The organism is Dysgonomonas sp. 511, assembly GCF_010501105.1.
In the GTDB taxonomy this organism is placed as follows: domain Bacteria; phylum Bacteroidota; class Bacteroidia; order Bacteroidales; family Dysgonomonadaceae; genus Dysgonomonas.
Genome location: NZ_QVMQ01000016.1, coordinates 58,833 through 83,992, shown reverse-complemented (window position 1 = coordinate 83,992; position 25,160 = coordinate 58,833). Strand labels below are relative to the sequence as shown.

Below are 25,160 nucleotides of genomic sequence, written 5' to 3'. Positions count from 1 at the left end.
TTCAAATTACGGAACCGGGTAAATGCCTGGTTCCGTTTTTGTTTATTTTAGTCTTTGTAAAATATTGTCTAATAGGTGCTTGTACACCTTTCTTAGAGCGCGTTTCTCTCCTGTTTCATCACGTGTCCAAATCTTAAAAAGACTATTTTAATATATTCATACATTAATAATTTGAAAAATAAGTATTATCTTTGCATCACCTGATATATAGTTGTAATATTTATACATAATATATGAACAAAAAGACTTTACTGACTTCACTGCTATTGATCTGCGTATCAGTAGCATCCTTAGCTCAAACTGGAGGCGTTGGGCAATATTCGGTTCCCTCGAAGAACGAATATTTGCTTAAGGATCCATTATGGTTTATCTCTTTAGGATTAGGTGCCCAAACCTATTTCGGAGAAGATGATAATGGAGTGCCTGGAAACCGTATAGGCCTTCACAAAAGATTGACAATGGCTCCGACTTTAACAATCGGTCGTCGTATGGGTAATATAATAACTCTTCGTGTACAGTTTTCCGGAGGATCGTTGCATGGATTCAATGATGGATGGAACGGAACTTATACCAGATGGTGGAAAGATGGTACAGGAGGCGATGATGTTGGCCGCTTAACAAAAGACCCATCATGGGATTATATGGGGTGGAAAGAACTCGAAAACCCGCCAATGACTGTGTCAGAATGGCCTGACGGGTCTTATGCCCGTGTTCCTGTTGATGGTTCTCGCGAGCCGGTTTACCGTCCTAAGTGGGGTGAGAATGAGAAGTTTTATATGCAGCATCTTCGCTATTTCAGTGCATCGGGAGATGTTTCACTTAATGTATTGAACTTGATACAAGGTTATAAGCCTCACCGAGTATTCGAATTCTATCCATTCCTGGGTATCGGTTGGTATCAACGTTTTGCACATAGAGGAACCTTGAATAATACCTTTATGGGTGTTAGTTTTGGTATGCACGGAGCCGTAAAAGTTTATAAAAATATTTATGGATACGGTGAGATGCGTGGAGTTATGGTAAATGACTCTTTCGACGGACAAAATGGGGATATGAGTAACAATGGTATCGGCCAGGTAACACTAGGGGTTACATATAAATTTGGTGAGCCTAAATATATCGACCCAGCTCTCGAAACACGTTTGAACCTTCCTTACAATATAGCTCGTGCTTGCGACGATATGGTTCTTGTTCCCGGAGGTAATATAGAAATGGGTACAGGCATCGACCCTCTTTGGGGTGACTCGGTTCCGCGCAAACTGGTAGCTGTGAGTCCTTTCTGGATGGATGAGACTGAAGTTACGAACAAGCAATATCGCGAATTTGTATATTGGGTGAGAGATTCGATTATCAGAGAAAGACTGGCTGACCCTATGTATGGCGGAGACCCTACATATAAAGTTCTGGTACGTCCGGATTCTTCGAATGTAAATGTGTCTGATATCAAACAGCGCATAAACTGGTTGAAACCTATACCTTGGAAAGCTCCTACACCAAGAGAAGCAGAAGCTATTGCATCGGTTGTTGGTACAGATAAGAATGGTATAATACCATCGGTAATCAATTATCAATACGACTGGTTTGATACAAAAAGCTATTATGCATTCTTGGCTAAGGTGCGCGACAATGAAGCCGAATCTATTGTGATAACAAAAGATACTGCTTATGTTACAAACAGAGGTGATATCGTGCGCGAAACATTGTCAAGAATATCTTATGGCGATAAGGCTGACTTTACCAATACATATATTGTAAATATATATCCGGACGAAATGAGCTGGATGACAGACTTCGCGAACGCAAAGAGTGAAAGATATGTTGAACAATATTTCAGGTCGAAAGCGTTTGATAATTTCCCTGTAGTTGGTATTACCTGGGAGGCTGCTGACGCATATTGTGCTTGGCGTACCCAACAATATATGGCAAATCCAAAATGTGGAACAGAAGGTTTTGAGGGATACCGCTTGCCGACGGAAGCAGAATGGGAATTTGCAGCTCGCAACGGACGTTCGGAATTGGATTATCCTTGGTACTCGAACGAAACTCATACTACCGATGGATTGGCTCATGCCAACTTTAGAGCATCTCAAGACTTGAAAGACTTGGTTTCGCCGGTAGCGACTTTCCTTCCAAACCGTTTCGGACTATATGATATGGCTGGTAACGTTGCCGAATGGACTACCACAACTTTCACCGAATCTGTAGATAAGATGGCCGATGAAGCAAATCCTGATTTTAGCTATCGTGCAGTATTGTCTGACCCGGCTATCCTTAAACGTAAGATAATAAAAGGAGGTTCTTGGAAAGATGCTACAGTAAGAGGCGGAGAGCGTTCTGTCGAGTTTCAGGATAAAGGCCGTTCGTTTATCGGGTTCAGATGCGTGAGAGCCTGGGGCGTTGATAATAAAGGACGATTCAGATAATATAATAAATCTCTTAATTATTCGTTCTATTTTAGAGATCTGAAAAAATTATCGAATTAAATATACTACACTTATGAGCAAGATGCATAATTTTAAACAATTTCTGGCTAGTCGCAGAGGGCAGATATTATTTAATGTCCTGTATAGTTGGGGCGCAGCTGTTGTAATTGCAGGTGCTATGTTTAAAATTATGCATGTTTCTTGGGGCAATTGGGTTCTAATGGGAGGAATGATCGTTGAAGTGATTGTCTTCCTTATAGCAGGGCTTGACTATGCTACTATAACGGCTGCAAATTCGGATGTAAATGCAAATATTGTAGTTGGAACAGGTAGCGCCATCCCCGATATGGATATTCCGGAAGATGATATAAAACAACGAAAAGTTTCTGTAGCTTCTGGTGCAAATTCTAGTCCGGGAACAACAGGAGGCTCTTCTGTAATTGTTGTCGGAGGAGGGGGGACTGTTGGCTCAGTAGGTGCGGGTGCAAGCATTTCAACGCCAACTGGCGTTGTGTCAGGAGGTAGTGCTTCCATTGGACATCAAGGGAGTCCTTCGGGTAATTATACACCTTCTATGTCTGTTCCTGCGTCTTCTATGCCTGTAGTAAACCAAGATTTAGAGGGCTTTACCGAAACTGTTCAATCGCTGAAAGGTGTGTCTCAGGAGTTGTTGGACGCCTATAAATCTGTATCAGGAGATAACGGATTTGCAGAGAATCTGGCTACATTAAATAAAAATGTAAGCGGACTAAATGAGATTTTCAGTAGCCAGCTACAAACTATAACAGAGCAAATGTCAACTATCAGGTACATTAATGATAGCTTGCTGCGAATGAAAAATATATATGATGGGGCTATTGGAGATAGCTATATGTTTAAAGAGGAATCTGCCAAGATGACCCGGCATATAGAAGCCTTGAATAACGTTTATGCACGCTTATTACAAGCAATGACAACAAATAACAACAATATGAACAATAATAATTTTTAGTCGGTTTTATCGGCTGTAAATTAAAAAGTTAAGAACTGATGGCATTAACAAAAGGGCAACAGACGCGGCAGAAGATGATAAATCTGATGTATCTCGTTTTCATCGCAATGTTAGCCTTGAATATATCGACCGAGGTACTTGATGGGTTCGTATTGATGAATGATAAGCTTCAGGATGCAATAGCAGCAGCTGAAGAAAGAAATGAGAAAATATATTTGGATATTGCAGCATCATATGAAGCAAATTCCACGAAAACAGAAGATGCGTATAATAAAGCTAACGATGTAAAGGTTCAGACAAATTCTTTATTTAATTATATTCAGGACTTAAAGGTAGAAATAGCAAAAAAAACAGATGGTTCTGATGCTGATGTGAATAATCTGGATGCAAAAGATGACTTGGATGCAGCTTCGGAAGTCATGCTATCCCCTGTCAGAGGAAAGGGGAATGAATTGAAAAGAAGAATTGACCAATATCGCGATTCCATTCTTTTGCAGATAGAAGATGAGTCGAAAAGGAGTATCATTGCCAAAACACTTTCTACTGAGCCTTCGCAAAGAGCGAAAAAAGATGGGAAAACCTGGCTGGTAGCTACATTCGAAAAAATGCCAAGTATTGCAACTCTGTCTTTTCTCTCCGAAATGCAATTAAATCTTCGGCAGGCAGAAGGAGAAGTTTTAAACTCATTGGCTCAAAGTATTGATGTCAAAGATATAAGAGTGAATGAATTAACGGCGTTTGTAATACCTCAGTCGAATATGGTGATGAGAGGTACTACATATAAAGCTAACATCATATTGGCGGCTGTAGATACTACTCAGCGCCCCAGAATAGTAATTGACGGCAAAGAGTTGCCTGTCGAAAATAATGGTTCTTATCAGCGCCCGGCAGGAGGGACAGGCACCCAGTCATTCAGTGGTTTTATCGAATTGATGGATAGAATGGGCAATCCTCTCAGACGGGAATTTAAACAGCAATATACAGTAATGGAGCCTATGGCTACTATTGCTCCGCTTCTCATGGATGTTGTATATGCCGGTATTGATAACCCTGTAAGCATATCGGTTCCCGGGGTGGCAACAAAAGATGTGTCGGCCAGAGTTGTTGATGGGGGTACATTAACTCCAAGTGCTAACGGGTTGTGGGTTGCAAAACCATCTCCGTCTAATATTGGAAAGAAGTTTATGATTTCTGTTTCAGCCAATGTCAACGGAGTAAACCAGCAGATTGCGTCTAAGGAGTTTAGAATACGGGCATTGCCTGAACCATTGCCATACATAGAATATAAAGACCAGAATGGTAATACTAAGATATTCAGGAAAGGAGCTTTGGCCAGATCTGTAATCTTAGGTACAACAGGAATAAAAGCCTCTATAGATGACGGAATATTGAATATACCATTTCAAATATTGAGGTTTAGAACTATTGCCATAGATGCTATGGGCAATGTAAGCCCTGAAATGTCGGAAGGTGCTAATTTCTCATCACGACAGCTTGATCAGATAAGAAAAATGACAAGGGGATCCCAGTTCTTTATTACAGGCATCAAGGCAAAAGGGCCTGATGGAATAGAGCGGGACGTTTACCCTATGGAAGTAAGAATAAATTAATTAACACAAAAATACGATATTATGAAATATTTAGTTTCATTATTTTTATGCAGCCTGTTTGTTTCCGGTTCGCTTATTGCTCAAAATAAGGCGGATAACGGACCTCGGATTCTGGATCAGGTAGATGTGGTGACTAATACTATAGAAGACCAGGTTACAGATATATCTACTCGCGAACTCCATGTGATGGAAAATTCAATGAATGATTATTCTTCAACAATATGGTCGAGGGAAATATTTCGTCAACTTGCGGATATTGAAGGTAATGAAACGTTTTTCTGGCCAAACCGTTCGTCTGAAACCAGAGCAAACCTGTTTTCTATATTGATCAACTTAATCAGTACGAATACGGTAAAAGCTTACAAGTATGATGCTTATCCCGACGAATCTGCTTATATGGCATTAGACTCTAAAGCCTTGCTTTATGAAAATATGATCACTGCCGATAGTGCTTCTTTGGCATATAAAATGGAGGATGTTCCGTCCGATAAGATTTCGCATTATCTGGTGAAAGAGAGATGGTATTTCGATATTAAGACTTTTAAAGGAGACGTGAGGGTAACACATATATGTCCGGTTCTTTTCGAAAAAGGAAAATATTATCCATTATTCTGGGTTGCTTTTGATGATGTGAGCGTATATTTGGCAAGAGCTAAATCGCCGGTTGCTGTAGCCCATATTACTCCTGTATTGAGCAATGCTTCGATATTTGATATTATACGCAACAGATGGTACAGAGGTTGTATCTATCAAGTTGGAATGAGGCAACTTTCACGTTATTTCCCTGACATGACAGATCTGATTAATGAGCGTAAACGCATAGAGAATGAATTGGATTACATTCAAGCCAAGTTCTATGCAGCACAAAATAGAAGATAAAATAAGTAATTGTTTAAATTTTATTCATTCTAATTTTTAGAACTGTTTTAGAGATAATTTTTTCATGCGCGAAGCGATAGTAGCGGGCTACTTGAGCTGAGTGAAGGGGGAAATTAGCCGAAAACAGACTGAAAATGAATGAAGAAAAAGTAATAATAAAGTATTCGTATAAAATTTAAACAGTTACTAAGTAAACGCATATAAAAAGAGCGGCAGGAATATTTTCTGCCGCTTTCTTTTTGTCAAAAAAAACCAATGCATAAGATGTTCAATGGCAGCTTCAAATCACTACTTTCACAAGCAATAATACAAAGCGTATTTATCTCAGAAAGCCATTGCCGGAGTAATAAATGCCCAATATATCCGAATATATCTTAGCATTGGTTTTATATCTCTATGATAGATTGAATTATCCTCTGATATTTACTATCTGATAAAATTATGATTGTTATTTATCTATATGTTAATGTTCTGGAAATATACAGTTCCCTTAAATTGTATATATTTATCAGTAGTATTTCGTTTGTGTTACTGATAGCTCTGTTTGTGTATTATCTACTATTACTGCTTAGTAATGCAAAATTACAATTTTGTTTTAATTTTTCAAATTAAAACAATTAAATTCTAAATAATATTTTTCTCATTGATATATAGATTGTTAATTATAGGGCAATACAGTAAATACTTTTCTTATATATTTGTGCTGTTTTGCATGATTTGCCACAATTTTTCGTTTGGCACAGGAGCTTCTATCTCTATTGCATTTTTAGATACAGGATGAATAAAAGCTATCTTGCGTGCGTGAAGGCTTATTCCCCCGTCCGGGTTCGAACGGTCGTAGCCATATTTTAAATCTCCTTTTATGGGGCAACCCGTTTTGGCAAGTTGGCAACGAATCTGGTGATGGCGTCCGGTTTCCAGGTCGATCTCCAATAGGGTGTATTTGTCCGATTTGGCAATTAATTTATAGTGAAGTATTGCCAGTTTCGAGTTTGGCTTTTCAGTATCATATGCATACGACTTGTTTTGCTTCTCATTTCTGACTAAAAAATGCCTTAATGTGCCTTCTGGCTTCTCTGGCACATTTTTTACTATGGCCCAATAGGTCTTCTTTATTTCCTTGTTTTTAAACATTTCGTTGAGACGGGGAAGGGCTTTACTTGTTTTTGCAAATACCACTATTCCGCTTGTTGGGCGGTCGAGCCTGTGTACGACTCCCAGATATACATTACCCGGTTTATTATACTTCTCTTTCAGATATTCTTTCACAGTATCGGCGAGCGTCTTATCTCCGGTTTTATCGCCCTGCACTATTTCCGAAACATCTTTATTTACTATTATTATATGGTTGTCTTCGTAAAGGACTGTCATTTATTGCATATATTGGTTTGCGTGCAAAATTACAAAGAAAAAGCCTTTCGAAATCATATCGGAAGGCTTTTCTTTATTGTGCTTTTTAAGCTTCTTTGTGCTTATGCATTATTTGGCTTACGCCATTTTACATTTTTCATATCGCCGGTTTCCATAAATGCTTCGTGGAATGCGAAGGCATTATACATATCGAAGCGTGTATGCCCTTTAGGAGCATTTTTTATGTATTCTTGTAGCAATGGGCGATAGTCCGGATGGGCACACTTGTTGATAATCTCTTGTGCGCGTTCTTGCGGGCATTTGCCACGAAGGTCGGCTACCCCGTATTCTGTTACAATGATTTTTACTGAGTGTTCGCTGTGGTCCTCGTGGGCTACCAACGGTACGATAGAACTGATTTTTCCGTCTTTTGCTACCGATGGGGTAACAAAGATAGATACGTAAGCACTGCGGGTGAAATCGCCCGAACCGCCGATGCCGTTCATCATTTTTGTACCCATTACGTGGGTTGAGTTTATATTGCCATAGATGTCAGCTTCTATTGCTGTATTGATAGCAATCACACCTAAACGGCGCACAACCTCAGGATTGTTCGAATATTCGGAAGGACGAAGTATTATCTTATCTTTAAAGAAGTCGAGGTTTTGATAGATATGCTCAATGCAAGGGTTGCTTACAGTGAGCGAACATCCGCTGGCGAATTTTACGCGTCCCGATTCCATCAGCCCGATAACCGCATCCTGGATAACTTCGGTATAAACATCGAAGTCTGGAATTTCTTTGCTGTCGCCCATTGCAGCCAATACGGCATTTGCAATATTACCTACACCCGACTGAACAGGTAGGAATGTTTTCGGCATACGTCCTTCTGCCATTTCTTTGATAAAGAAATTGGCTACGTTTTCACCTATTTTGGCTGTAACCTCATCTACAGGAGCAAATCCGCTACCTTCGTTGGGCTCGTTTGTTTTTACTACTATTATCTTTTCAGGGTCGATTTTGATATGGCTGTTGCCTACTCTGTCGCGAACTGCATAAACAGGGATGTCTTGGCGGCGAGGAGGATCCATTGGTTCTGGAATGTCGTGTATGCCACGCAATTCTTTCGGATTCCATGCGTTCAGCTCAACTATAACTTTCTTTGCCAAACGGCTTACTGTAGGCGAAATGCCAACACCGCAAGTAGGTACTATTTCGCCATCTTCTGTAACATCGCAAGCTTCGATAATTGCATAGTCGATGTTGCCATAAAAGCCGTAACGAATATCCTGTGCCATAGTAGAAAGGTGCAGGTCGCAGAATTTTACAGCATCGTTGTTGATGGCTTCGCGCATGCTTTTGTTTGTTTGGTAAGGTGCACGGAAATTAATTGCATCAGCTCTTGTTAAAACGCCATCGAGCTTGTCGCCGGTAGAGGCTCCTGTGAAAACATTTATTTTGAAAGGATTGCCTTTCGCGTGCTCTTCTTCCGCCCGTTTAGCTATAAATCCCGGAACTACTTTTGGACATCCGGCATGAGTAAAGCCACTAAAACCCACATTGTCGTTGTGGTTGATAAGTGCTGCTGCTTCTTCAGCAGACATAAATTTTAAAGCCATTGTTTAGAGTGTTTTATATATATAATTGTTCATTTTCTGGTCTTCTGATTTTGCCGCTGCAAAGGTACAAAATTAAATACTGATGTACTAAGCAAAGCCAATAAAAATGCACGGATTGACGTATTAAAAGGTAGTTTTCTGCAATGGTTTATATACCTTTCTTTTTCTTTTAAATATGTGTGCGCAAACAGTTTTCGGAGGAGTGTGTATATAGGCACTTTGGGCGGTTTGGGTAGTTTGGCGGTGTCCTTATTTTCGTGTCCGGATATTGAATTGTATTGGCGTTATGTGTTAATTAGTATTTTTGGCTATCTTTACATTAATGCTGAATAATAAAAAAATCCTGATAGTGCTTATAATGTCTTTGTTGCTAACTCTTTGCACTGTATTGATTGTGGGTGGGGGTTATCCTTCCGGCGATAAATACATTAGTTGCTTCGTTGACCCGTATTCAAACAATATCGAATTTTACTGGAAGGATAAAAACGGAGAAAATCTGGGGGATTTTTCCCGTTTGAAAGAATTTGTGGAAGCGGAGGGTAGGGCACTCGTATTTGCTGCCAATGGAGGAATGTTTGCTCCCGATTATTCACCTCAAGGGCTTTATATTGAGAGTTATAAGGTGATGAGCCCATTGGATACCATACAAGGCTATGGGAATTTCTATCTGAAACCCAATGGTGTTTTTTATATAAAAGAAAATGGAGCGCCGGCAATATGTCCAACTGGCAACTTCGTAAATGACGGAAAAGTGAAATATGCCACACAGTCGGGGCCTATGCTGGTAATTGACGGGCAAATACATCCTGCATTCAAGAACGGATCGGCAAATCTGAATATACGCAACGGGGTCGGGGTTTTTCCCGACGGACAGCTTGTCTTTGTTATGTCGAAAGAGAAAGTCAATTTCTACGATTTTGCCGATTATTTCCTGTCGCTGGGTTGTAGCAATGCCTTGTATCTGGATGGGTATGTGTCGCGTACCTATTTCCCGGCTAAAGACTGGGTGCAGACAGATGGCAAATTTGGCGTCATGATTGCGATAACCCGGTGAAATTTTTGCTTGCCAACTTTTGCTAAAAGAAAAGTGTAAGGCTGAAATAAATATGTACCTTTGCACAACGAAAAAAGAATAATTAATTCAAATTGTAAGTAACATGTTTTCAGGTATAGTAGAAGAAGCGGCAACTGTAGTGTCGTTGCAAAAAGAAGCAGAAAACCTGCATTTGACAATGAAATGTTCATTTACTCACGAGCTTAAAATAGACCAGAGCGTTTCGCACAACGGTGTATGTCTTACAGTCGTGAATATCGATGATGATAAATACACCGTTACGGCTATTAAGGAAACATTAGAACGGTCGAACCTTGGTTTGCTGCAAGTTGGAGATAAAGTAAATCTGGAGCGCAGCATGCTGATGAATGGCCGTCTCGACGGGCATATCGTACAAGGTCACGTAGACCAGACGGCAAAATGTGTGGAAATACGCGAAGCCGATGGTAGCTGGTATTTCAAATTTGAATACGAGTTCGACCGCGAAATGGCAAAAAAAGGTTATTTGACTGTAGACAAAGGTTCGGTTACCGTCAACGGTGTGAGCCTTACAGTAGTTGCCCCTACCAATAATACATTCGAGGTCGCTATCATTCCTTATACATACGAACATACCAATTTTCACCAGTTCAGAGTTGGCAGTATGGTAAATATCGAATTTGACATCATAGGCAAATACATCAGCCGCATCACTCAACTTTAAAAAATGGATAAGCAAGAATTTTACGATTTGGTGAACCATCGCCAGAGCACCCGATCTTTTGATGCTTCGCGTACAGTAGACAGGGAGACAATCGCTCGCATATTAGAAGCCGGACGCATGTCGCCTTCGGCTTGCAATGCGCAGCCGTGGCATTTTATCGTAGTGGATGAACCCGAACTGAAAAACAAGGTGGCCGATGCCGCTTCGGCACGTCTGTTGGGTATGAATCACTTTACCAAACAGGCACCTGTGCATATCGTTGTGGTAGAAGAAAAGGTAAACCTGTCGTCGGGAATCGGAGGGCTGGTGAAAGATAAGCATTTTGCATTCCTCGATATCGGCATTGCTACCGCCCATATTTGCCTGGCTGCCGAGGCCGAAGGTTTGGGAAGTTGCATACTTGGCTGGTTTGCCGAGTCGAAAATGAAGAAATTGTTGACTATTCCTGATAATAAACGCGTCGTTCTCGATATCGTTATCGGTTATCCTGCACAACCCTTACGCGAAAAGAAACGTAAATCGCCGGAAGAAATTATTTCCTTCAATACATACAAGTAAAACTACACACAGAAATGAGATATGCAAAATATTGGCTACTACTCGTTCTTTTTATACTGGTAGCCCTTTGGTCGGGTATCGGTGCATATGAGACCGGGCTTTGGTTTCTCGAAGCAGGAATGTGCCTTGTAGGCGTTGCCATCCTTATCTTTACTTTCAATAAGTTCAGGTTTACGGATATGACGTATGTTTTTATCCTGATTCATATGATTATCCTTCTTGTAGGCGCCCACTACTCATATGCGCGTGTGCCGTTGTTCGACTGGATAAGGGAAGTGTTTGACCAGAGCCGCAACAATTACGACAAGGTAGGACATTTTGCACAAGGCTTTATCCCTGCCATGATAGCTCGTGAACTTCTTATCCGTTTAGATGTTTTTAAGAAGCGATCATGGATTCCGTTTGTTGTTGTCTGCATCTGTATGGCTATAAGTGCTTTCTACGAGTTGATAGAATGGTGGGTAGCCGTCTTATCGGGCGATGGGGCAGACGATTTTCTCGGTATGCAGGGTTATGAATGGGATACCCAGTCGGATATGCTTATGGCTACGATAGGGGCTGTTTGTATGCTTCTGTTGTTCTCGCGATTGCAGAACAGGCAAATAGAAAAAATATCACAAAGGGAAGGCCCTCGTAATTAATGTCTTATTGTCGGCTCATTGCCATATTAAATTATTCGTAAATGACACTTTCGCAAAAACAACAAGGTCATCTCATTATGCTTACCGTGATGACCATTTTTGGTTTGAATATTCCCATAAATAAATATTTATATGCCGAAGGGCTGTTGTCGCCTATGGCAATGACCTTGCTGCGTATGGGGTTTGCAGCTATTGCTTTCTGGCTGGTTTCTCTTTTTACCGAAAAAGAGAAAGTGACGAAGAAAGATTTTCTGATCCTCGTTATCGGGGGGCTAAGCGGAATGCTTGTCAACCAGAGTCTTTTTGCCATAGGGCTGGGGCAGACATCTTCGGTCGATGCTTCGATAATAACTACCAGCGGGCCTCTGTTTGCCATGATATTGGCCGCCATTATTTTGAAAGAACCTATCACAATGCAGAAAGCCGGAGGAGTTCTTCTGGGTGGTGCAGGTGCGATATTCCTCGTCTATACGAGTAATAACATAGCGTCGGCAGGCGAGGGCGGTTCGCCCCTGTTTGGCGATGCGGCAGTTATGGGAGCGCAATTGTTCTATGCCTTTTATCTGGTAATTACGCGGCCTTTGTCTACACGGTATTCGCCTATAACCATGATGAAATGGATGTTTCTTTTTGCTGCCATTGCCGATCTGCCTATCGGGTTCAGGTATGTGGCCGAAGCACCATTGTTTCAGCAGGCAGATATATTGCCTTACCTTTTGCTTTCGTTCACATTGTTGGGGGCTACCTTCTTCACTTATATGATGATACCTTTGGCGCAGCGCCGCATCCGCCCTACTACCATATCCATGTATAATAATATGCAACCTCTGATAGCTTCGGGTGTTGCTATTTCTATGGGGATGGACAGGTTTACATTGGAAAAACTGATTGCTGCCATCCTTATTTTCGGAGGGGTTTATCTAGTGACGATGAGTAAGTCGAAAGCCGATTTGGAAAAAGAGACGAATGTAGTAGAAAAATAAATTGTACTTTTGTACTTCAATAATTAAAGCATAAGTATGAAAGTAATCAAGATTATTATAATATCATTACTGTTGTTATTCCCGCTAGTGAGTTCCGCCCAGTTTATAGGGATAGGGGCGCAGTATGCCGATGCCAAAGACAAGGGCAACGATTTTCAGTTTGCTGCCAACGTGTCTTTCCCTACATGGCATAAGAAGAACCCCCTGAATACATTTATTGCCAGCGGAATTGATTATACGGGAGGTAGCTCGCCGGTTGCAGGATTGAATATCAAACCTATTCAGATAACCTCTTTCCTCAGCGAATCGTTATTCAATAAAAATAAAGCGACAATACTTGTAGGTTGCGATGCCGGATACCTGTTCAACTTCAGGCATGGAAAAGATGGGATAATAATAACTCCTAATGTGTATTTCGACTACAAGTTTTTCTTTGTGAAAAGCGGGTTCGACTTCAATGTAACAGGTGGCGAACACCAGTTCTTTGTCCGTGCCGGATTCTCTTTTGGTATGGGTACATTAAAATCATTTGTAAAGACGGAAATTTGGTAAAATGAAAATAGCAGCTTTAGTGTCCGGCGGGGTCGATAGTTCGGTCGTTGTACATCGCCTCAAGGAACAAGGTTACGACCCCACTATATTCTATATACGCATAGGTATGGAAGACGAGCAGGGATATATAGACTGTCCTGCCGAAGAGGATATTGAGATTACGACTTATATAGCTAAGAAATATGGCTGTAAGATGGAGGTTGTCTCACTTCACGAAGAGTATTGGGAAAACGTAGTGAGTTATACTATCGAGGCTGTAAAACGCGGCTTGACACCCAATCCCGATATGATGTGCAACAAGATGATAAAGTTCGGCTGTTTCGAGCAAAAATGGGGGCACCAATTTGATAAGATAGCTACGGGGCATTATGCCACTACTACCGAGTTGGGTGGCAAAACGTGGCTCTCTACTGCTAAAGACCATGTAAAAGACCAGACTTATTTTCTCGGCCAGATAGATTACCTGCAAATATCGAAACTGATGTTTCCTATCGGCGACCTCCTGAAAAGTGAAGTGCGTGCGATAGCCGCGCAGCAGGGGCTTCCTTCTGCACAACGCAAGGATAGCCAGGGGATATGCTTCTTAGGTAAAATCAATTATAACGACTTTATCCGCCGTTATCTGGGCGAAAAGAAAGGCAAGATTGTCGATCTGGATACAGGACAGATATTGGGCGAGCATAATGGTTATTGGTTCCACACCATCGGTCAGCGCAAAGGGCTAGGGCTGAGTGGTGGCCCCTGGTTCGTTATCAAGAAAGATACCGAGCAGAATATTGTATATGTATCAAACGGTTACGATCCTGATAGCCAATACGGAAAGATAGTAGACCTTGCCGGTTTCTCCTTTATTACCGAAGATGTATGGGGCAACTTTGAAGGACGGAAGGATATTACTTTCAAGATACGCCATACACCCGAATTTACACATGGCTATATCGAGAAAATCGAAGACCTCTACCGCATCTATTCCGACGAAAAGATACAGGGCATAGCTGCCGGGCAGTTTGGGGTGGTCTATGATGCCGATTCCCGCTTATGTATTGGAAGCGGTATGATAGCAAACGATTAGTTTCCTTTTGGCAAAAATTCATAATATCAGATTATGTTCCTTTTTGGCGATTTAGCAAATATTGAGGTTGTAGATGTAATAGAGTTTTTAGGTACTATTGCGTTTGCTATCAGTGGGATCCGTTTGGCATCGGCAAAGCGTTTCGACTGGTTTGGCGCCATTGTAGTCGGTTTTGTCACCGCAGTGGGAGGAGGTACGCTTCGCGACCTGCTGCTCGATGTGCCCGTATTTTGGATGCAGGCAAGCCGTTATATTTGGTGTACCGTATTTGCATTTGTTTTTGTGTTGTTTTTCAGGAAATTTCTTGTACATCTCAATAATACTATATTTTGGTTCGACTGTATCGGCTTAGGGCTTTTTGTAGTCGTGGGCTACGAGAAGGCACTGGCTCTCGACTACCCTGTATGGGTATGTGTGTCTATGGCAACTATTACAGGCATTTTTGGGGGCATAATACGCGATATACTGATAAACGAAATCCCTATAATATTTACGCAGGAACTTTATGCTGTGGCTTGTATATTGGGTGGCATACTTTTTGGCATACTCCATTATGCAGAAGTCGATTTGCTGATAATAGAAGTGGCTACGGCCATATTTGTTGTGGTTATCAGGGTGTGGGCAACATATTATAAAATCAGGTTGCCTATACTGAAAGGTGAGGATTGATCTTTATTATACAATATACTGTTTGTAATTTAGTTATATATTTAGGGAGAATATTTATCTATATAAGTCCCTCCGGCATCCCCGAAGGGAGGAGTAAAGCGAAATTGTAGTAAGAAAAGGTAACAACCGGAAAAGGGGCGAAAAAGTGTTACTTTTGTTACTTTTTTAATATTAAGTTGTTGTATATCAGTTTTATTTTGAAAATAAAAATTAGCTACATACTGTTACTTTTTGTTACTTTTGCATTTTTCAGTTCGTGTAAAACCGTGAAACTGGAAGATGCAGACCAGAAATTTGCACAAGGCGAGTACTTTGTGGCAGCCGATATGTATCGCAAGATATACCGGAAAACTTCGGCACAAAAAAGGGAACTGCGTGGTGTCATAGCCTTGCGCATGGCAGAAAGCTACAGGCTGATAAACTACCCGCAACGGGCGAACGCTGCCTATGCCAACGCAATAAGGTATAAAGTGGAGGATAGTACTGTTACACTGCAATATGCACGCTCCCTGCATAAGACAGGCGACTACAAGCTGGCAACAAAATATTACGAAGAGTTTCTCAAACTATATCCTGATAACAAATTTGCCCAAAGCGGGCTCGAAGGAGCAAAGATCGCGCCCCAATGGAAGGCTAACCCTACCTTGTATAAGATAGCGAAATTTAACCTGTTCAACTCCAATAGGGGAGAGTTCAGCCCAATGCTGCTGCCGCCCGACTACGATCAGGTTTATTTCACATCCAACAGGAAAGAAGCTACGGGGGATACTATTAGCGGGATAACGGGTGCCAAGTACAACGATATCTTCATGGCGCGAAAAGACGAAAACGGGAAGTGGATGAAGCCTGAGGTAGTAGAATCGCAAATAAACACCGATTCGGACGAAGGTGTTACAGCCTTTTCGTCAACGGGGAGCAGTATGTATTATACACATACGCCAAAGATAGACTCCGTAGGCTCGTCTTTCCCTTCCATATACGTTTCGCAACGTACAGGCGGGGCATGGTCGGCAGGAGTAAAGGTTGAGATAAACAAGCGCGATACGTTGAGTGTATTTGCCCACCCTGCTATCAACTCTACGGGAGATTACCTGTATTTTGTGTCCGATATGAAAGGCGGATATGGCGGAAAAGACATCTGGCGCGCGCGTATGGTGGGCGATCTGGTCGAATTTGTGGAGAACCTTGGGCCGGAGATCAATACAGCCGGCGATGAGATGTTTCCATACCTTCGCAATGATTCTACCCTGTACTTCTCATCCGACGGACATATCGGAATGGGTGGGCTGGACATATATAAAGCTACATTCAGCAGCAAATATAATCGTTGGAATATAGAAAACCTGCAATCGCCGATCAACTCGATGGCAGACGATTTCGGCATTACCTTCGAAGGAAGTAAGGAGATTGGCTTTTTCAGTTCCAACCGTGGCGATGCCAAAGGGTTCGACCATATTTACTCGTTCGAATATCCGGTGATTAAGACCCGTATAGAAGGATACATTGTAGATACTGACGATGAATTTATCACCTCGTCTACCATCAGGGTAGTAGGGCGCGACGGTACAAACAAGCGTTTTCCGGGCAAAAATGACGGAACCTATACCTTAGATGTAGAGCCGGGTGTGGACTATGTTTTCCTTGCCAGTGCCGAAAACTTCCTGAACACAAGAATGTCGCTTCACACTAGGAAGATGGAGCGCGACTCTACATATTTTGTCGATTTTATTCTTACCCCTATCAACAGGCCAGTAGTGTTGGAAAACATCTTCTACGATTTCGATAAGGCTACCCTACGCCCCGAATCGAAGAAAGAATTGGATGAACTGATAGACCTTTTGACTATAAATCCGAATGTGACCATCGAACTTTCGGCTCATACCGACAGGAAAGGTTCAGAAGAATATAACAATAACCTATCGCAACGCCGTGCCGAATCGGTAGTCAATTACCTGATAGCAGGAGGTATTGAAAAAGAACGGTTGACCGCAGTAGGCAAGGGTAAGTCTGAACCTAAGACGGTGTCGAGGGGCATAAAGAAGCGGTACGATTTTCTGGAAGAAGGCCAGGTGCTTACCGAAGACTTTATAAAAGGGCTTCCGCCAGAGCAGCAGGAAATGGCAGATCAGGTAAACCGCCGTACAGAGTTTAAGGTATTGAGTGTAACTTATAATCTGGAGTAATGAAGCATTATTTTATCATATATTTCCTATTTGTCTTCGGCTCTGTACAGTGGATGCAGGCTCAGGATTTGAATGCCAAACTGACAATAAATACCCAACGCATACAGTCGCCTGATACTCAGCTTTTCTCTACACTGGAGACGAATCTCAATCAGTTGCTCAACGAACATAAATGGACTGATGCAACCTTTTCCGTATCCGAAAAGATAGAGTGCAGCATTACGCTTATTATCAATGAGGTGTTGTCTGCAAATACTTTTTCTGCCGAGATTCAAATTTCATCACGCCGTCCGGTTTATAACTCTACTTATGCCAGCCCGCTGTTCAATTACCGCGATACGCAGATAGAATTCAGCTATTTACCCGGCGAAAGCCTATCGTTCAGTTCAATGACTATTGATAATAATATCGTTGCCGTCATGGCTTTTTACGCCAATATCGTTGCCGGGCTCGACTTCGATTCTTTTTCGCCAAAAGGCGGCAGCCCTTACTTTGCACGGGCTTTGGAGATAGCCAATATGGCACAATCGCTGGGCACGAAAGGATGGGAGGCATTTTCGGGTAAAGAGAATAACCGGTACGATCTGGCTGTGGCACTTACCGAAGAACGCATGGCCGATTTCCATACATTCTGGTACGATTATCATCGTATGGGGTTGGACGAAATGGCCGCAAATGCCACCCGCGGGAGAATCAGGGTAATAGAATCTTTAAATAATTTGAAGAAGATGTACGATGCCCGTTCGTCGTCTATCCTGCTTACTGTTGTAGGCGAAGCAAAAACAGACGAAATACTACGGATAGCTTCGGAGGCTAATTCGGAAGAAAAACAATCGGTAAAAAAGCTGCTGAATCAAATGTTCCCTACTAAAAGCGGGCTGATAAACCAACTGAAATAATCGCCTTATTTGCATCTTAGCAGCAAGTCGTCCATTGTTTTCTCGTCAGCACCCATTTCTTTCGCTTTCAGGAAATCTTCCTTAGCACGCTCTTTATCATATTGTTCCAGTCTTAGTTGCCCGCGCAGGATATACACCTCGGCTTTGTCGTATCCCAGGTTTATGGCTTTGGCGATATCATCTTGTGCCCGTGCCAGACGCTTTAGTTGCAGGTAACATTCAGCCCTGTTGTAGTAAAGGCTGCCGTTCGATTTGTTCTTGTATATAAGGTCGCTGTATGCTTCTTCGGCTTCTTTCCATAGGCTGCGTAGCTTCATAATGGCTATCAATCCCATTTGCGCATTAAGGTTTTTATCGTCGATCTTAATGATCTTTTCGAAGTCGTCTTCTGCATGGAAAATGTCTTTGATGCTCAAGTGTATAAGGCCTCTGCGGTATAAGGCTTCTACATCGTTTTCGTCGTATAAAAGTATGGTGTTGTAATCCATTAAGGCTTCGCCAAACTTGTTCATTTCGCAATACAGCGCCGCCCTGTTGTGCCTCACGAACGAGTTTTCGGGATATCGCTCCACTGCTACTGTGTACGAAATCAGGGCTTCGTCGTATTTGCCCAGTTGGCGTTGTATGGTGCCCAGGTTAACCATCAGCATGATGTTGTTGGGATTGCCCGGCTCTTTTCTCATCGCGGCTACCATTGCCATTTCGGCTCCTGCGTAATCGTTTTGTTCCAACAGGTCGAGCGACTTGGTTACCATATCTTCGTATGTTTGTGCTTGCAGGCTATGGGTTATAACCAGAAAAAGGAATGTAGCTAATACTTTCTTCATTGTGCGGTGATCAATTATACTAATGCAAAGTTACATCTATAAAACAGACTAAGGGGAAATATATTGCCTAAAAAGCATTAAAAAGGAAGCGACTGTCCAAAAAGTCGGATAGCCCTATTCGGTATGTAGTTATTTAAGGAGTTAACTTCCTAAAAGATACTTTTTTCTTTCTTATTGGTTGATATTCAGTTGAATTCTATGTTTTGAATAATAAAGTTTTGGATGAATGATTGCAGGATGGAAAAATTGAAACAAACTCTTATATATATCACAATCCCAGCGTCTTCTTCAATAGTTTAGCCCCTGCGAGGCTCATCCTCACCTGTTGTCCGTTTTTCATTTTCGCCAGTTGGCTTTGCTTATCATATACCTCTATCTGTGCAATATAGCCGATATTGATAATATTCGACCTGTGTACCCTCACAAATTTATCGGAAGGAAGGCTGTTCTCGAACGACTTCATCGTCTGCTCTTTCAGAAACTTGCCTTTCTGGCTATGGATCATCACATAGTCGCCTTCGGCTTGCAAGCATATCACCTCATCTATAGGAATCACTTCAATCTTTTGCCCGTTCTTGATGGCTATGCGTTCTAAGGTTTCGTCTTTTTTATCCGTGTTTTCCTCTTGAGGCAAAGCCTTTTCTTCGACATCACTTATTTCCTCCTTTTGTACTTCGCCATTTGCCAGAAGGTATATAACCAGTGCAAGGGTGTATATGAGGAACGCAAGCAGTATTTTCAATGGAATCAAAGATGTTAAAGGTTGCCAGTCCTCAGCCGGAAACGACAGGTAGAGTACGATATACCCAACCCCAAGCCAGATACCTGCGAATAAGAGTGCCAGCGAACTGTAATTTATGAGCTTCTGGCGAAACGACAATATGGAAAAATGACTGAATGCAACGATATTACGCAAGACAAAAAGAAGAGCAGACAAGATAACACCCGACACTACGGCATCCACTATCAGTAGCTTTTGCGATACGAGCTCCAATGGATTGATGCATAGGTACAAAATAAAGGATATCGCTAGTGCTGTGATGTTGTGAAAAAATATTATCTGCCTGTTTTCCATTAGTTCCTGATTTCGCAACTACCAAACATACAACTGGCTTTTACTATCAATTGGGAACTTGCATCGTCGCTCACTACAGCAGACTGATAGCGTTTGTCGTCGACAGAACCTAATATCGCGCTGCTCCGCACCTCTATCTTCCAGTCGGCTGGCACATAAATAACCCCACTGGCAAACATTGCATTTATTTCCAACTGGTGAATGCCTTCTGCCATCTTAGCCCTGCGCAGGTCGACAATTATCTCGCCAAACATGACATTGCATTCGCCACCACAGAAGTTTTCGGACAGTACGATTTGCTCGGAGCTGCCAAACATCAGGTTTTTGTCTATTATATCGGCTTCGTTCGCCTTTGCATTGCCGTTTGTTTCATATTCAGCTTTGTTCCATTTAGAGTGGCGGGGTTTAAACCTGCCCCGGAAAACAAGGAGTATGCCGAATAAAATCAGCAACACAGGCCAATATGTATGCATATCAATATTGAAGGGTGTAAGTTGGGGGAATGCTTGGCTCAGTTTTGGATAAATAAAGGCAACACCTATTGCCAGCATTGCAATCCCGCCCAGTATATTCTTTTTGACTAAAAGAGTCCACATCCCAATTACTATCAATACCATCTGCCACGAAATAAGTATCGGCTTGTATATGGCCGGGATAATATTAAGGTTTAGTAGTAAGAATAATCCACCCATAAGGATAAGGAGTAGAGCGAATGCCGTTCCGTTGCCGCCGCCTCTTTTGAAAAGGTAATTTTTGTCTGGGTTTGTTGTTTCCATAATCATAAAGTTTTAATTGTTCGATGATGCTAAATTACACCTGTAGAGGCTCTGTGGCAATAAAAAATCGACGAACATATACTATTTCCCGATGAAACTAAGCCGGAAAAAGACGAACGATAGCTGTAAATTACTTTTCACGTGGAGAGGGAAATTCTTATGCCCACCCTCAAAACTTATATCCCATACTAAAATACGCATTTGCCATACGCACCTTATTCTCTTTCTCGTTCAGGTTGGCAAGGCCAAGTTCGCAGCCTATCGCAAAGACTACCTTGTGCACTTCGATGCCGCCGCCAAAGCCGATTCCGAAGTCGAGGCGGTCGAGCCCCTTATCGCCGAATGTATCAACCTCGCCATCGTCCGTATCAGTCTTGCCGCTTATGCCATAGGCCGCATAAGGACCGCCAAAAGTTACGATACGCGAATGGCGCGACAGGTCGAGCTTATAGGCTGCATAAACAGGCAGTTGTATAAAGACGGCTTCGGCTTTTTTGTATCCGTTTGTTTTCTGGTAGTCTGTACTATTATCGCCGTCTACAATTTTTACCATATTGTATTTGTAGCCTTTTACGGTATATTCAAGCCCCGTAAGGATATAGAGCACCGGATTGATAGCATAATCGACTGTGATTCCGGCATTGTATGCTATCTTGCTCTTTGTGCCCTTTATATCTCCTCCGGCAGAGGAAAGGTTTACTCCTGCTTTTATACCAAAGGTAAGCGGTTGGTAATCTACCTGTATTTGCGCAGGTAGGGACAGGCAGAGAGTACAGATACACAAACAAGCGATTATATATTTCTTCATATCATTTATTTTTTATGTTCTTTTGTATTATAGCTATTATATTCCAGATATACGGGTACATCTGTCTACTGCTAATCAACATAGCCGGTATTAATTAAGATACCCGTTTTCCTGAAGCCATATCCATATAGCGGCGATAGCTGCCAGCCCGCACACGATGGCCGACACAATCTTTATTACACTATACGGCCTGTCTCCTGTTATGCGTCCGGTGCGCCCATTGACAAAGAAATGGTACAGCTTGTTCTTATATGTGTACGACGACATATAGACAGGGAGGAGTATAAGTTTGAATTTCACCCCGATATAAGTCGTATTCTGTGAACTGATGCGTTGATGGTCGCCGCCGATATCGCGCCTGATAGCCCTGTCTATTTCGGGTGCCATTATAGCTTTAGCCCTGTCGAACCCTTGTTGCAGGTTGAGTACATATTTTTCGGTAATAAACCCGCTGAGGAAACGGTTGTCGGCTTCTACCAGGTTTTTCATATCCCAGTTTTCTATCTTTTTCAGCACTGTAGACTGTATCATATTGGAGGCGGGAACCATCACATCGTCGAAAAATAATTTTACCCTGCCGCTGCAATATGTCCACCGGGTGCGCACGACGGTACGCCTATTTTTGCCGCTGCCTACCGTTACTGTATAATTGGTTCCGCGCTCGCCGGTATAGCTGGTAGTGGTGTTTGCGTCATATGTCCAGCAGGGGAAATAAACACCTTGTACCTTGTCGGAGCAGAGCGCACGTTTTTTTAGTTTATTGGGAGCAAACCAGCGTTTTCTGAGCCATGAGGAAAGATGCCCGTTTACTTCATCATCCGAAAAGCCGAAGGGCAGGAGGTACGATGGTTGTATGAGGCGTTCTTCGTGTATGTCTTCTTCTATAAGCGGTTGGCTGCAATAGGGGCAGTCCATCGACTTCATATTTTCGCCAAAGGTAGATTCTGCCCCACATTTGCGGCAACTGACTACTTTTGTAGCTTTTATGTTGAATTCTTCCAGATCGTGGGCGTATTCTTTGAAGTCGAGCTCTACTACCTCATCCACTGCTTGTACGTCTATCTCGGTGTCGGCACCGCAGTAGTCGCAATGCAGCGATGTAGTGCCCGGCTTGTATTTCAAAGCCGCGCCGCAACCGGAACACTGGAAAGTGTTACTACCCAGCGAGATGTCTTCTGCCAATTCTTCTTCTTCCATATATCAGCCTCACTGTTTCGGAAGGGGCGGAGGTGTCATAGTCCACAAGTCTTGCAGATCGGCTTGTCCCCCGGCAGGAACCCAGTCGGAAAGACCTTGCTTCCACACCAGCGTTTCTCTTGTCAGCATTTGTTTGGCTGCCAGGTCGCTAAGCCCTGCTTTGTTGTATGGGCCCGATTGCTGCCCGTCGATAGCTACATAGTACGAAGTACCCCCCGGTATAGGTGGAGGGGTCTGCTGCGTGCCCTGATTGTTTTGTGCCTGGTTTGCCATAGCCTGTGTCATCTGGTTTGCCATAGCCATACCTGCACCAAGTCCGATGCCCATGCCTGCCGTGCCGGACGGGTTTTCGGCAGCGGCTTCCATTGCTTTTGCCGATTTCAGTTTGGTGAGCTTGTCGAGGTCTATCTTGTCTAAGCGGCTGAGTTCGAATATTTCTTTCTTTACCTCATCGGGCATGGATATATTTTCGATAAGGAATTTGGTAACGTCCATGCCATAGGCGTTGAAGTCGTCTTTCATATAGCCGAAGATGGCTTCCGACAGCTCGTTGAGATTGGCGGCATAAAGCTCTACCGGGATCTGTGATTCGCCTGTAGCATCGGTAAAGCGGGTAACGATGATGCTCTTAAGCTGTTCTTTTATATGGTCGGTGGTGAAAGTCTGGTTGGTACCTACTATTTCCCTGATAAACGTAGCGGCATCGGTCACCTTGAATGTATAGATACCGAATGCGCGTATCTCGACCATGCCGAAACGGTTGTCGTTGAGTATGATGGCATTCTTAGTACCCCATTTCTGGTCGATAAAGTTTTTGGTGCTTACAAAATATACCTCTGCCTTGAACGGGCTGTTGAAACCGTATTTCCATCCCTGCAAGGTGGAGAGGATAGGAAGGTTTTCGGTATTGAGGTTGTACGTGCCGGGCGAGAAGGTGTCGGCTATTTGCCCTTCGTTCACGAATACCGCCATTTGTCCTTCGCGCACTATTAGCTTGGCGTTGTTCTTTATCTCGTTGTTGTGCCTTTCGAAACGGTGTACTATGGTGTCTTGCGTATTGTCGAGAAATTCGACTATATCAATAAATTCGCCTCTTAGTTTTTTGAATAAGCTCATAATTATATCTTATTTTGGGTTATTGTTTTTTCGGTTTTCAAATATAAGTTATTTTTTACTATTGAACAGAATATAGGGGCAAAAATAAGCTCCGGATATATCTCTGCCATGTTGTCTATAGAAAGAATCTTGTGTCTGAAAAGTCTTATAAAGCAGGACAGAATAACCCAAACCCAAACAAATACCTCTGGTAGTGGGGGAATATCTATAAAAGATGGTAAAAGAGAGATGCTTTTTCAACATTTTTTTAGTTAATAGCGTTATATTGTTAGAAAATATAATCAACAATCAAAATATTAGGTTTATGAAAACAATCAAATTTCTATTTATGGCTAGTATTGCCATGTTTATGCTTTATGGCTGTAGTTCGGTAAAAAATGTTACCAAAGAACAACTTGCCGACAAGTGGATGCTTAAATCCATTAACAACCGGCTTGCGGCTGATGCGTTTCCCAACAGGACTCCTTACCTGCTGTTCAACTTCGATATAGACCAAGTGTCCGGAAACGGCGGCTGTAATACATATTCGGGCAAGTTTACCTACAATGGGGGCGAATTTGTAGCCTCCAACCTCATTTCTACAATGATGGCTTGTGCCGATGCTTCGGAAGAATCGACCCTACTGAAATTGTTGGGAAAGAAATCGAAGTTGTCGTTGGTGAACGGCGAACTGGTTTTCTTGCAAGACAATAAGCCTGTAATGATGTTTGAACGTGCAAAACCTTTGTCGGCTGCCGATCTGGCGGGCACATGGAAGCTGGTGTCGATGAATGGCAAAAGCATAAGCGAAGGTGATGCGGTGAAAACTCCTACACTGGAATTTAATTTCGTAGAAAACCGTCTCCACGGATCTACAGGATGTAATAATTACAATGGCGGTTTCTCGCTCGAAAACAATGTGCTGGAACTTAAACCGCTGGTCACTACCAGAATGATGTGTCCGAAGATGGATGTTGAACAAGAATTTGTCAAGACATTTACAGGAAGGATCGACATCGACAAGGATGGCAACAAGCTGGTTCTCAGAAAAGATAATAAGACTATCATGCACTTTAGCAAGTAAGTAGAAGCTTTTTATTATAATTGAATGCATTGCACGGCAAAAGGATTTCCTCTGTCTGTGCAATGCTTTTTTTGTACGAGTATGTACTAAAAGAATAGAGAAAAGTTGCTAA

Annotated in this window: 23 protein-coding genes; 15 read left to right on the top strand and 8 right to left on the bottom strand. The window is 42.3% G+C overall.

The window, feature by feature from the left end; genetic code table 11:
* Positions 1-233: 233 nt before the first annotated feature.
* The 4 genes from D0T57_RS08990 to D0T57_RS08975 all read left to right on the top strand — a co-directional run bounded on the left by D0T57_RS08990 (position 234) and on the right by D0T57_RS08975 (position 5,903).
* The gene (locus tag D0T57_RS08990) at positions 234-2,423 is read left to right on the top strand and encodes an SUMF1/EgtB/PvdO family nonheme iron enzyme (RefSeq protein ID WP_163273040.1); all 2,190 of its coding nucleotides are present in this window, start codon (positions 234-236) and stop codon (positions 2,421-2,423) included.
* A 190-nt stretch (positions 2,424-2,613) separates the two neighbouring features.
* Positions 2,614-3,414, top strand: coding sequence for a gliding motility protein GldL (gene gldL / locus D0T57_RS08985; RefSeq protein WP_255490551.1), 801 nt, complete (start codon positions 2,614-2,616; stop codon positions 3,412-3,414).
* A 38-nt stretch (positions 3,415-3,452) separates the two neighbouring features.
* Entirely contained in the window at positions 3,453-5,024 is a 1,572-nt protein-coding gene (gene gldM, locus D0T57_RS08980) for a gliding motility protein GldM (protein WP_163273029.1), read from the top strand.
* Between the two features lie 21 nt (positions 5,025-5,045).
* A complete protein-coding gene (locus D0T57_RS08975; RefSeq protein WP_163273027.1) occupies positions 5,046-5,903 on the top strand; it encodes a gliding motility protein GldN in 858 nt (285 codons plus the stop codon).
* Between the two features lie 690 nt (positions 5,904-6,593).
* Here the strand turns inward: D0T57_RS08975 and D0T57_RS08970 are convergent.
* Together D0T57_RS08970 and D0T57_RS08965 are read right to left on the bottom strand one after the other, a co-directional pair.
* Positions 6,594-7,274: an RluA family pseudouridine synthase gene (locus D0T57_RS08970; RefSeq protein ID WP_163273025.1), complete on the bottom strand. Its 681-nt coding sequence runs from the start codon at positions 7,272-7,274 to the stop codon at positions 6,594-6,596.
* 101 nt (positions 7,275-7,375) lie between these two features.
* Positions 7,376-8,872 (bottom strand): acetyl-CoA hydrolase/transferase family protein, encoded by a 1,497-nt coding sequence (locus D0T57_RS08965; RefSeq protein WP_163273023.1) that lies wholly within the window; start codon positions 8,870-8,872, stop codon positions 7,376-7,378.
* A gap of 322 nt (positions 8,873-9,194) precedes the next feature.
* On the opposite strand from D0T57_RS08965, the gene D0T57_RS08960 reads away from it, so the two are divergent.
* The 10 genes from D0T57_RS08960 (at position 9,195) to D0T57_RS08915 (ending at position 18,186) form a co-directional block, all read left to right on the top strand.
* Complete coding sequence (locus D0T57_RS08960; protein WP_221412298.1) at positions 9,195-9,926, top strand: phosphodiester glycosidase family protein; 732 nt, start codon at positions 9,195-9,197, stop codon at positions 9,924-9,926.
* Between the two features lie 103 nt (positions 9,927-10,029).
* Positions 10,030-10,629: a riboflavin synthase gene (locus tag D0T57_RS08955; protein ID WP_163273021.1), complete on the top strand. Its 600-nt coding sequence runs from the start codon at positions 10,030-10,032 to the stop codon at positions 10,627-10,629.
* Between the two features lie 3 nt (positions 10,630-10,632).
* Positions 10,633-11,187 carry a nitroreductase family protein gene (locus D0T57_RS08950; RefSeq protein WP_163273019.1) on the top strand — a complete coding sequence of 185 codons (555 nt, stop codon included), beginning with the start codon at positions 10,633-10,635 and terminating at the stop codon, positions 11,185-11,187.
* A gap of 14 nt (positions 11,188-11,201) precedes the next feature.
* Positions 11,202-11,828 (top strand): DUF2238 domain-containing protein, encoded by a 627-nt coding sequence (locus tag D0T57_RS08945; protein WP_163273012.1) that lies wholly within the window; start codon positions 11,202-11,204, stop codon positions 11,826-11,828.
* Positions 11,829-11,869: 41 nt separating this feature from the next.
* Positions 11,870-12,811 carry a DMT family transporter gene (locus tag D0T57_RS08940; protein WP_163273011.1) on the top strand — a complete coding sequence of 314 codons (942 nt, stop codon included), beginning with the start codon at positions 11,870-11,872 and terminating at the stop codon, positions 12,809-12,811.
* Positions 12,812-12,847: 36 nt separating this feature from the next.
* Entirely contained in the window at positions 12,848-13,363 is a 516-nt protein-coding gene (locus tag D0T57_RS08935; protein ID WP_163273008.1) for a hypothetical protein, read from the top strand.
* Between the two features lies 1 nt (position 13,364).
* Complete coding sequence (mnmA, locus tag D0T57_RS08930; RefSeq protein WP_163273007.1) at positions 13,365-14,435, top strand: tRNA 2-thiouridine(34) synthase MnmA; 1,071 nt, start codon at positions 13,365-13,367, stop codon at positions 14,433-14,435.
* A 33-nt stretch (positions 14,436-14,468) separates the two neighbouring features.
* Complete coding sequence (locus D0T57_RS08925; RefSeq protein WP_163273005.1) at positions 14,469-15,104, top strand: trimeric intracellular cation channel family protein; 636 nt, start codon at positions 14,469-14,471, stop codon at positions 15,102-15,104.
* Between the two features lie 197 nt (positions 15,105-15,301).
* Positions 15,302-17,287, top strand: coding sequence for an OmpA family protein (locus D0T57_RS08920; RefSeq protein WP_185154655.1), 1,986 nt, complete (start codon positions 15,302-15,304; stop codon positions 17,285-17,287).
* A complete protein-coding gene (locus D0T57_RS08915) occupies positions 17,287-18,186 on the top strand; it encodes a DUF4835 family protein (RefSeq protein WP_163273003.1) in 900 nt (299 codons plus the stop codon). The genes D0T57_RS08920 and D0T57_RS08915 overlap by 1 nt, the downstream gene beginning before the upstream one ends.
* A 5-nt stretch (positions 18,187-18,191) precedes the next feature.
* Here D0T57_RS08915 and D0T57_RS08910 read toward each other — a convergent pair whose 3' ends face one another.
* From D0T57_RS08910 to D0T57_RS08885, 6 genes are all read right to left on the bottom strand, one after another.
* A complete protein-coding gene (locus D0T57_RS08910) occupies positions 18,192-19,013 on the bottom strand; it encodes a tetratricopeptide repeat protein (RefSeq protein ID WP_163273001.1) in 822 nt (273 codons plus the stop codon).
* A gap of 268 nt (positions 19,014-19,281) precedes the next feature.
* Positions 19,282-20,088 carry a LytTR family DNA-binding domain-containing protein gene (locus tag D0T57_RS08905; protein WP_163272999.1) on the bottom strand — a complete coding sequence of 269 codons (807 nt, stop codon included), beginning with the start codon at positions 20,086-20,088 and terminating at the stop codon, positions 19,282-19,284.
* Positions 20,088-20,864 (bottom strand): LiaF domain-containing protein, encoded by a 777-nt coding sequence (locus tag D0T57_RS08900; protein WP_163272997.1) that lies wholly within the window; start codon positions 20,862-20,864, stop codon positions 20,088-20,090. The genes D0T57_RS08905 and D0T57_RS08900 overlap by 1 nt, the downstream gene beginning before the upstream one ends.
* Before the next feature lie 169 nt (positions 20,865-21,033).
* Positions 21,034-21,672, bottom strand: a complete 639-nt coding sequence (locus D0T57_RS08895; protein ID WP_163272995.1) for an outer membrane beta-barrel protein — start codon at positions 21,670-21,672, stop codon at positions 21,034-21,036.
* Between the two features lie 90 nt (positions 21,673-21,762).
* A complete protein-coding gene (locus tag D0T57_RS08890) occupies positions 21,763-22,869 on the bottom strand; it encodes a hypothetical protein (protein WP_185154654.1) in 1,107 nt (368 codons plus the stop codon).
* Between the two features lie 9 nt (positions 22,870-22,878).
* Entirely contained in the window at positions 22,879-23,985 is a 1,107-nt protein-coding gene (locus D0T57_RS08885) for an SPFH domain-containing protein (RefSeq protein WP_163272993.1), read from the bottom strand.
* 304 nt (positions 23,986-24,289) lie between these two features.
* On the opposite strand from D0T57_RS08885, the gene D0T57_RS08880 reads away from it, so the two are divergent.
* A complete protein-coding gene (locus D0T57_RS08880; protein ID WP_163272991.1) occupies positions 24,290-25,048 on the top strand; it encodes an META domain-containing protein in 759 nt (252 codons plus the stop codon).
* The last annotated feature ends 112 nt before the right edge of the window (positions 25,049-25,160 follow it).

Coding starts and splice junctions, on each gene's coding strand:
- D0T57_RS08975 (WP_163273027.1), top strand. CDS start 5,046: ATGAAATATTTAGTTTCATTATTTTTATGCAGCCTGTTTGTTTCCGGT.
- D0T57_RS08955 (WP_163273021.1), top strand. CDS start 10,030: ATGTTTTCAGGTATAGTAGAAGAAGCGGCAACTGTAGTGTCGTTGCAA.
- D0T57_RS08945 (WP_163273012.1), top strand. CDS start 11,202: ATGAGATATGCAAAATATTGGCTACTACTCGTTCTTTTTATACTGGTA.
- D0T57_RS08885 (WP_163272993.1), bottom strand. CDS start 23,985: ATGAGCTTATTCAAAAAACTAAGAGGCGAATTTATTGATATAGTCGAA.
- D0T57_RS08905 (WP_163272999.1), bottom strand. CDS start 20,088: ATGGAAAACAGGCAGATAATATTTTTTCACAACATCACAGCACTAGCG.
- D0T57_RS08895 (WP_163272995.1), bottom strand. CDS start 21,672: ATGAAGAAATATATAATCGCTTGTTTGTGTATCTGTACTCTCTGCCTG.
- D0T57_RS08965 (WP_163273023.1), bottom strand. CDS start 8,872: ATGGCTTTAAAATTTATGTCTGCTGAAGAAGCAGCAGCACTTATCAAC.
- D0T57_RS08910 (WP_163273001.1), bottom strand. CDS start 19,013: ATGAAGAAAGTATTAGCTACATTCCTTTTTCTGGTTATAACCCATAGC.
- D0T57_RS08890 (WP_185154654.1), bottom strand. CDS start 22,869: ATGGAAGAAGAAGAATTGGCAGAAGACATCTCGCTGGGTAGTAACACT.
- D0T57_RS08970 (WP_163273025.1), bottom strand. CDS start 7,274: ATGACAGTCCTTTACGAAGACAACCATATAATAATAGTAAATAAAGAT.
- D0T57_RS08925 (WP_163273005.1), top strand. CDS start 14,469: ATGTTCCTTTTTGGCGATTTAGCAAATATTGAGGTTGTAGATGTAATA.
- D0T57_RS08940 (WP_163273011.1), top strand. CDS start 11,870: ATGACACTTTCGCAAAAACAACAAGGTCATCTCATTATGCTTACCGTG.
- gldM (WP_163273029.1), top strand. CDS start 3,453: ATGGCATTAACAAAAGGGCAACAGACGCGGCAGAAGATGATAAATCTG.
- D0T57_RS08915 (WP_163273003.1), top strand. CDS start 17,287: ATGAAGCATTATTTTATCATATATTTCCTATTTGTCTTCGGCTCTGTA.
- D0T57_RS08880 (WP_163272991.1), top strand. CDS start 24,290: ATGAAAACAATCAAATTTCTATTTATGGCTAGTATTGCCATGTTTATG.
- gldL (WP_255490551.1), top strand. CDS start 2,614: ATGCATGTTTCTTGGGGCAATTGGGTTCTAATGGGAGGAATGATCGTT.
- D0T57_RS08960 (WP_221412298.1), top strand. CDS start 9,195: ATGCTGAATAATAAAAAAATCCTGATAGTGCTTATAATGTCTTTGTTG.
- D0T57_RS08935 (WP_163273008.1), top strand. CDS start 12,848: ATGAAAGTAATCAAGATTATTATAATATCATTACTGTTGTTATTCCCG.
- mnmA (WP_163273007.1), top strand. CDS start 13,365: ATGAAAATAGCAGCTTTAGTGTCCGGCGGGGTCGATAGTTCGGTCGTT.
- D0T57_RS08900 (WP_163272997.1), bottom strand. CDS start 20,864: ATGGAAACAACAAACCCAGACAAAAATTACCTTTTCAAAAGAGGCGGC.
- D0T57_RS08990 (WP_163273040.1), top strand. CDS start 234: ATGAACAAAAAGACTTTACTGACTTCACTGCTATTGATCTGCGTATCA.
- D0T57_RS08950 (WP_163273019.1), top strand. CDS start 10,633: ATGGATAAGCAAGAATTTTACGATTTGGTGAACCATCGCCAGAGCACC.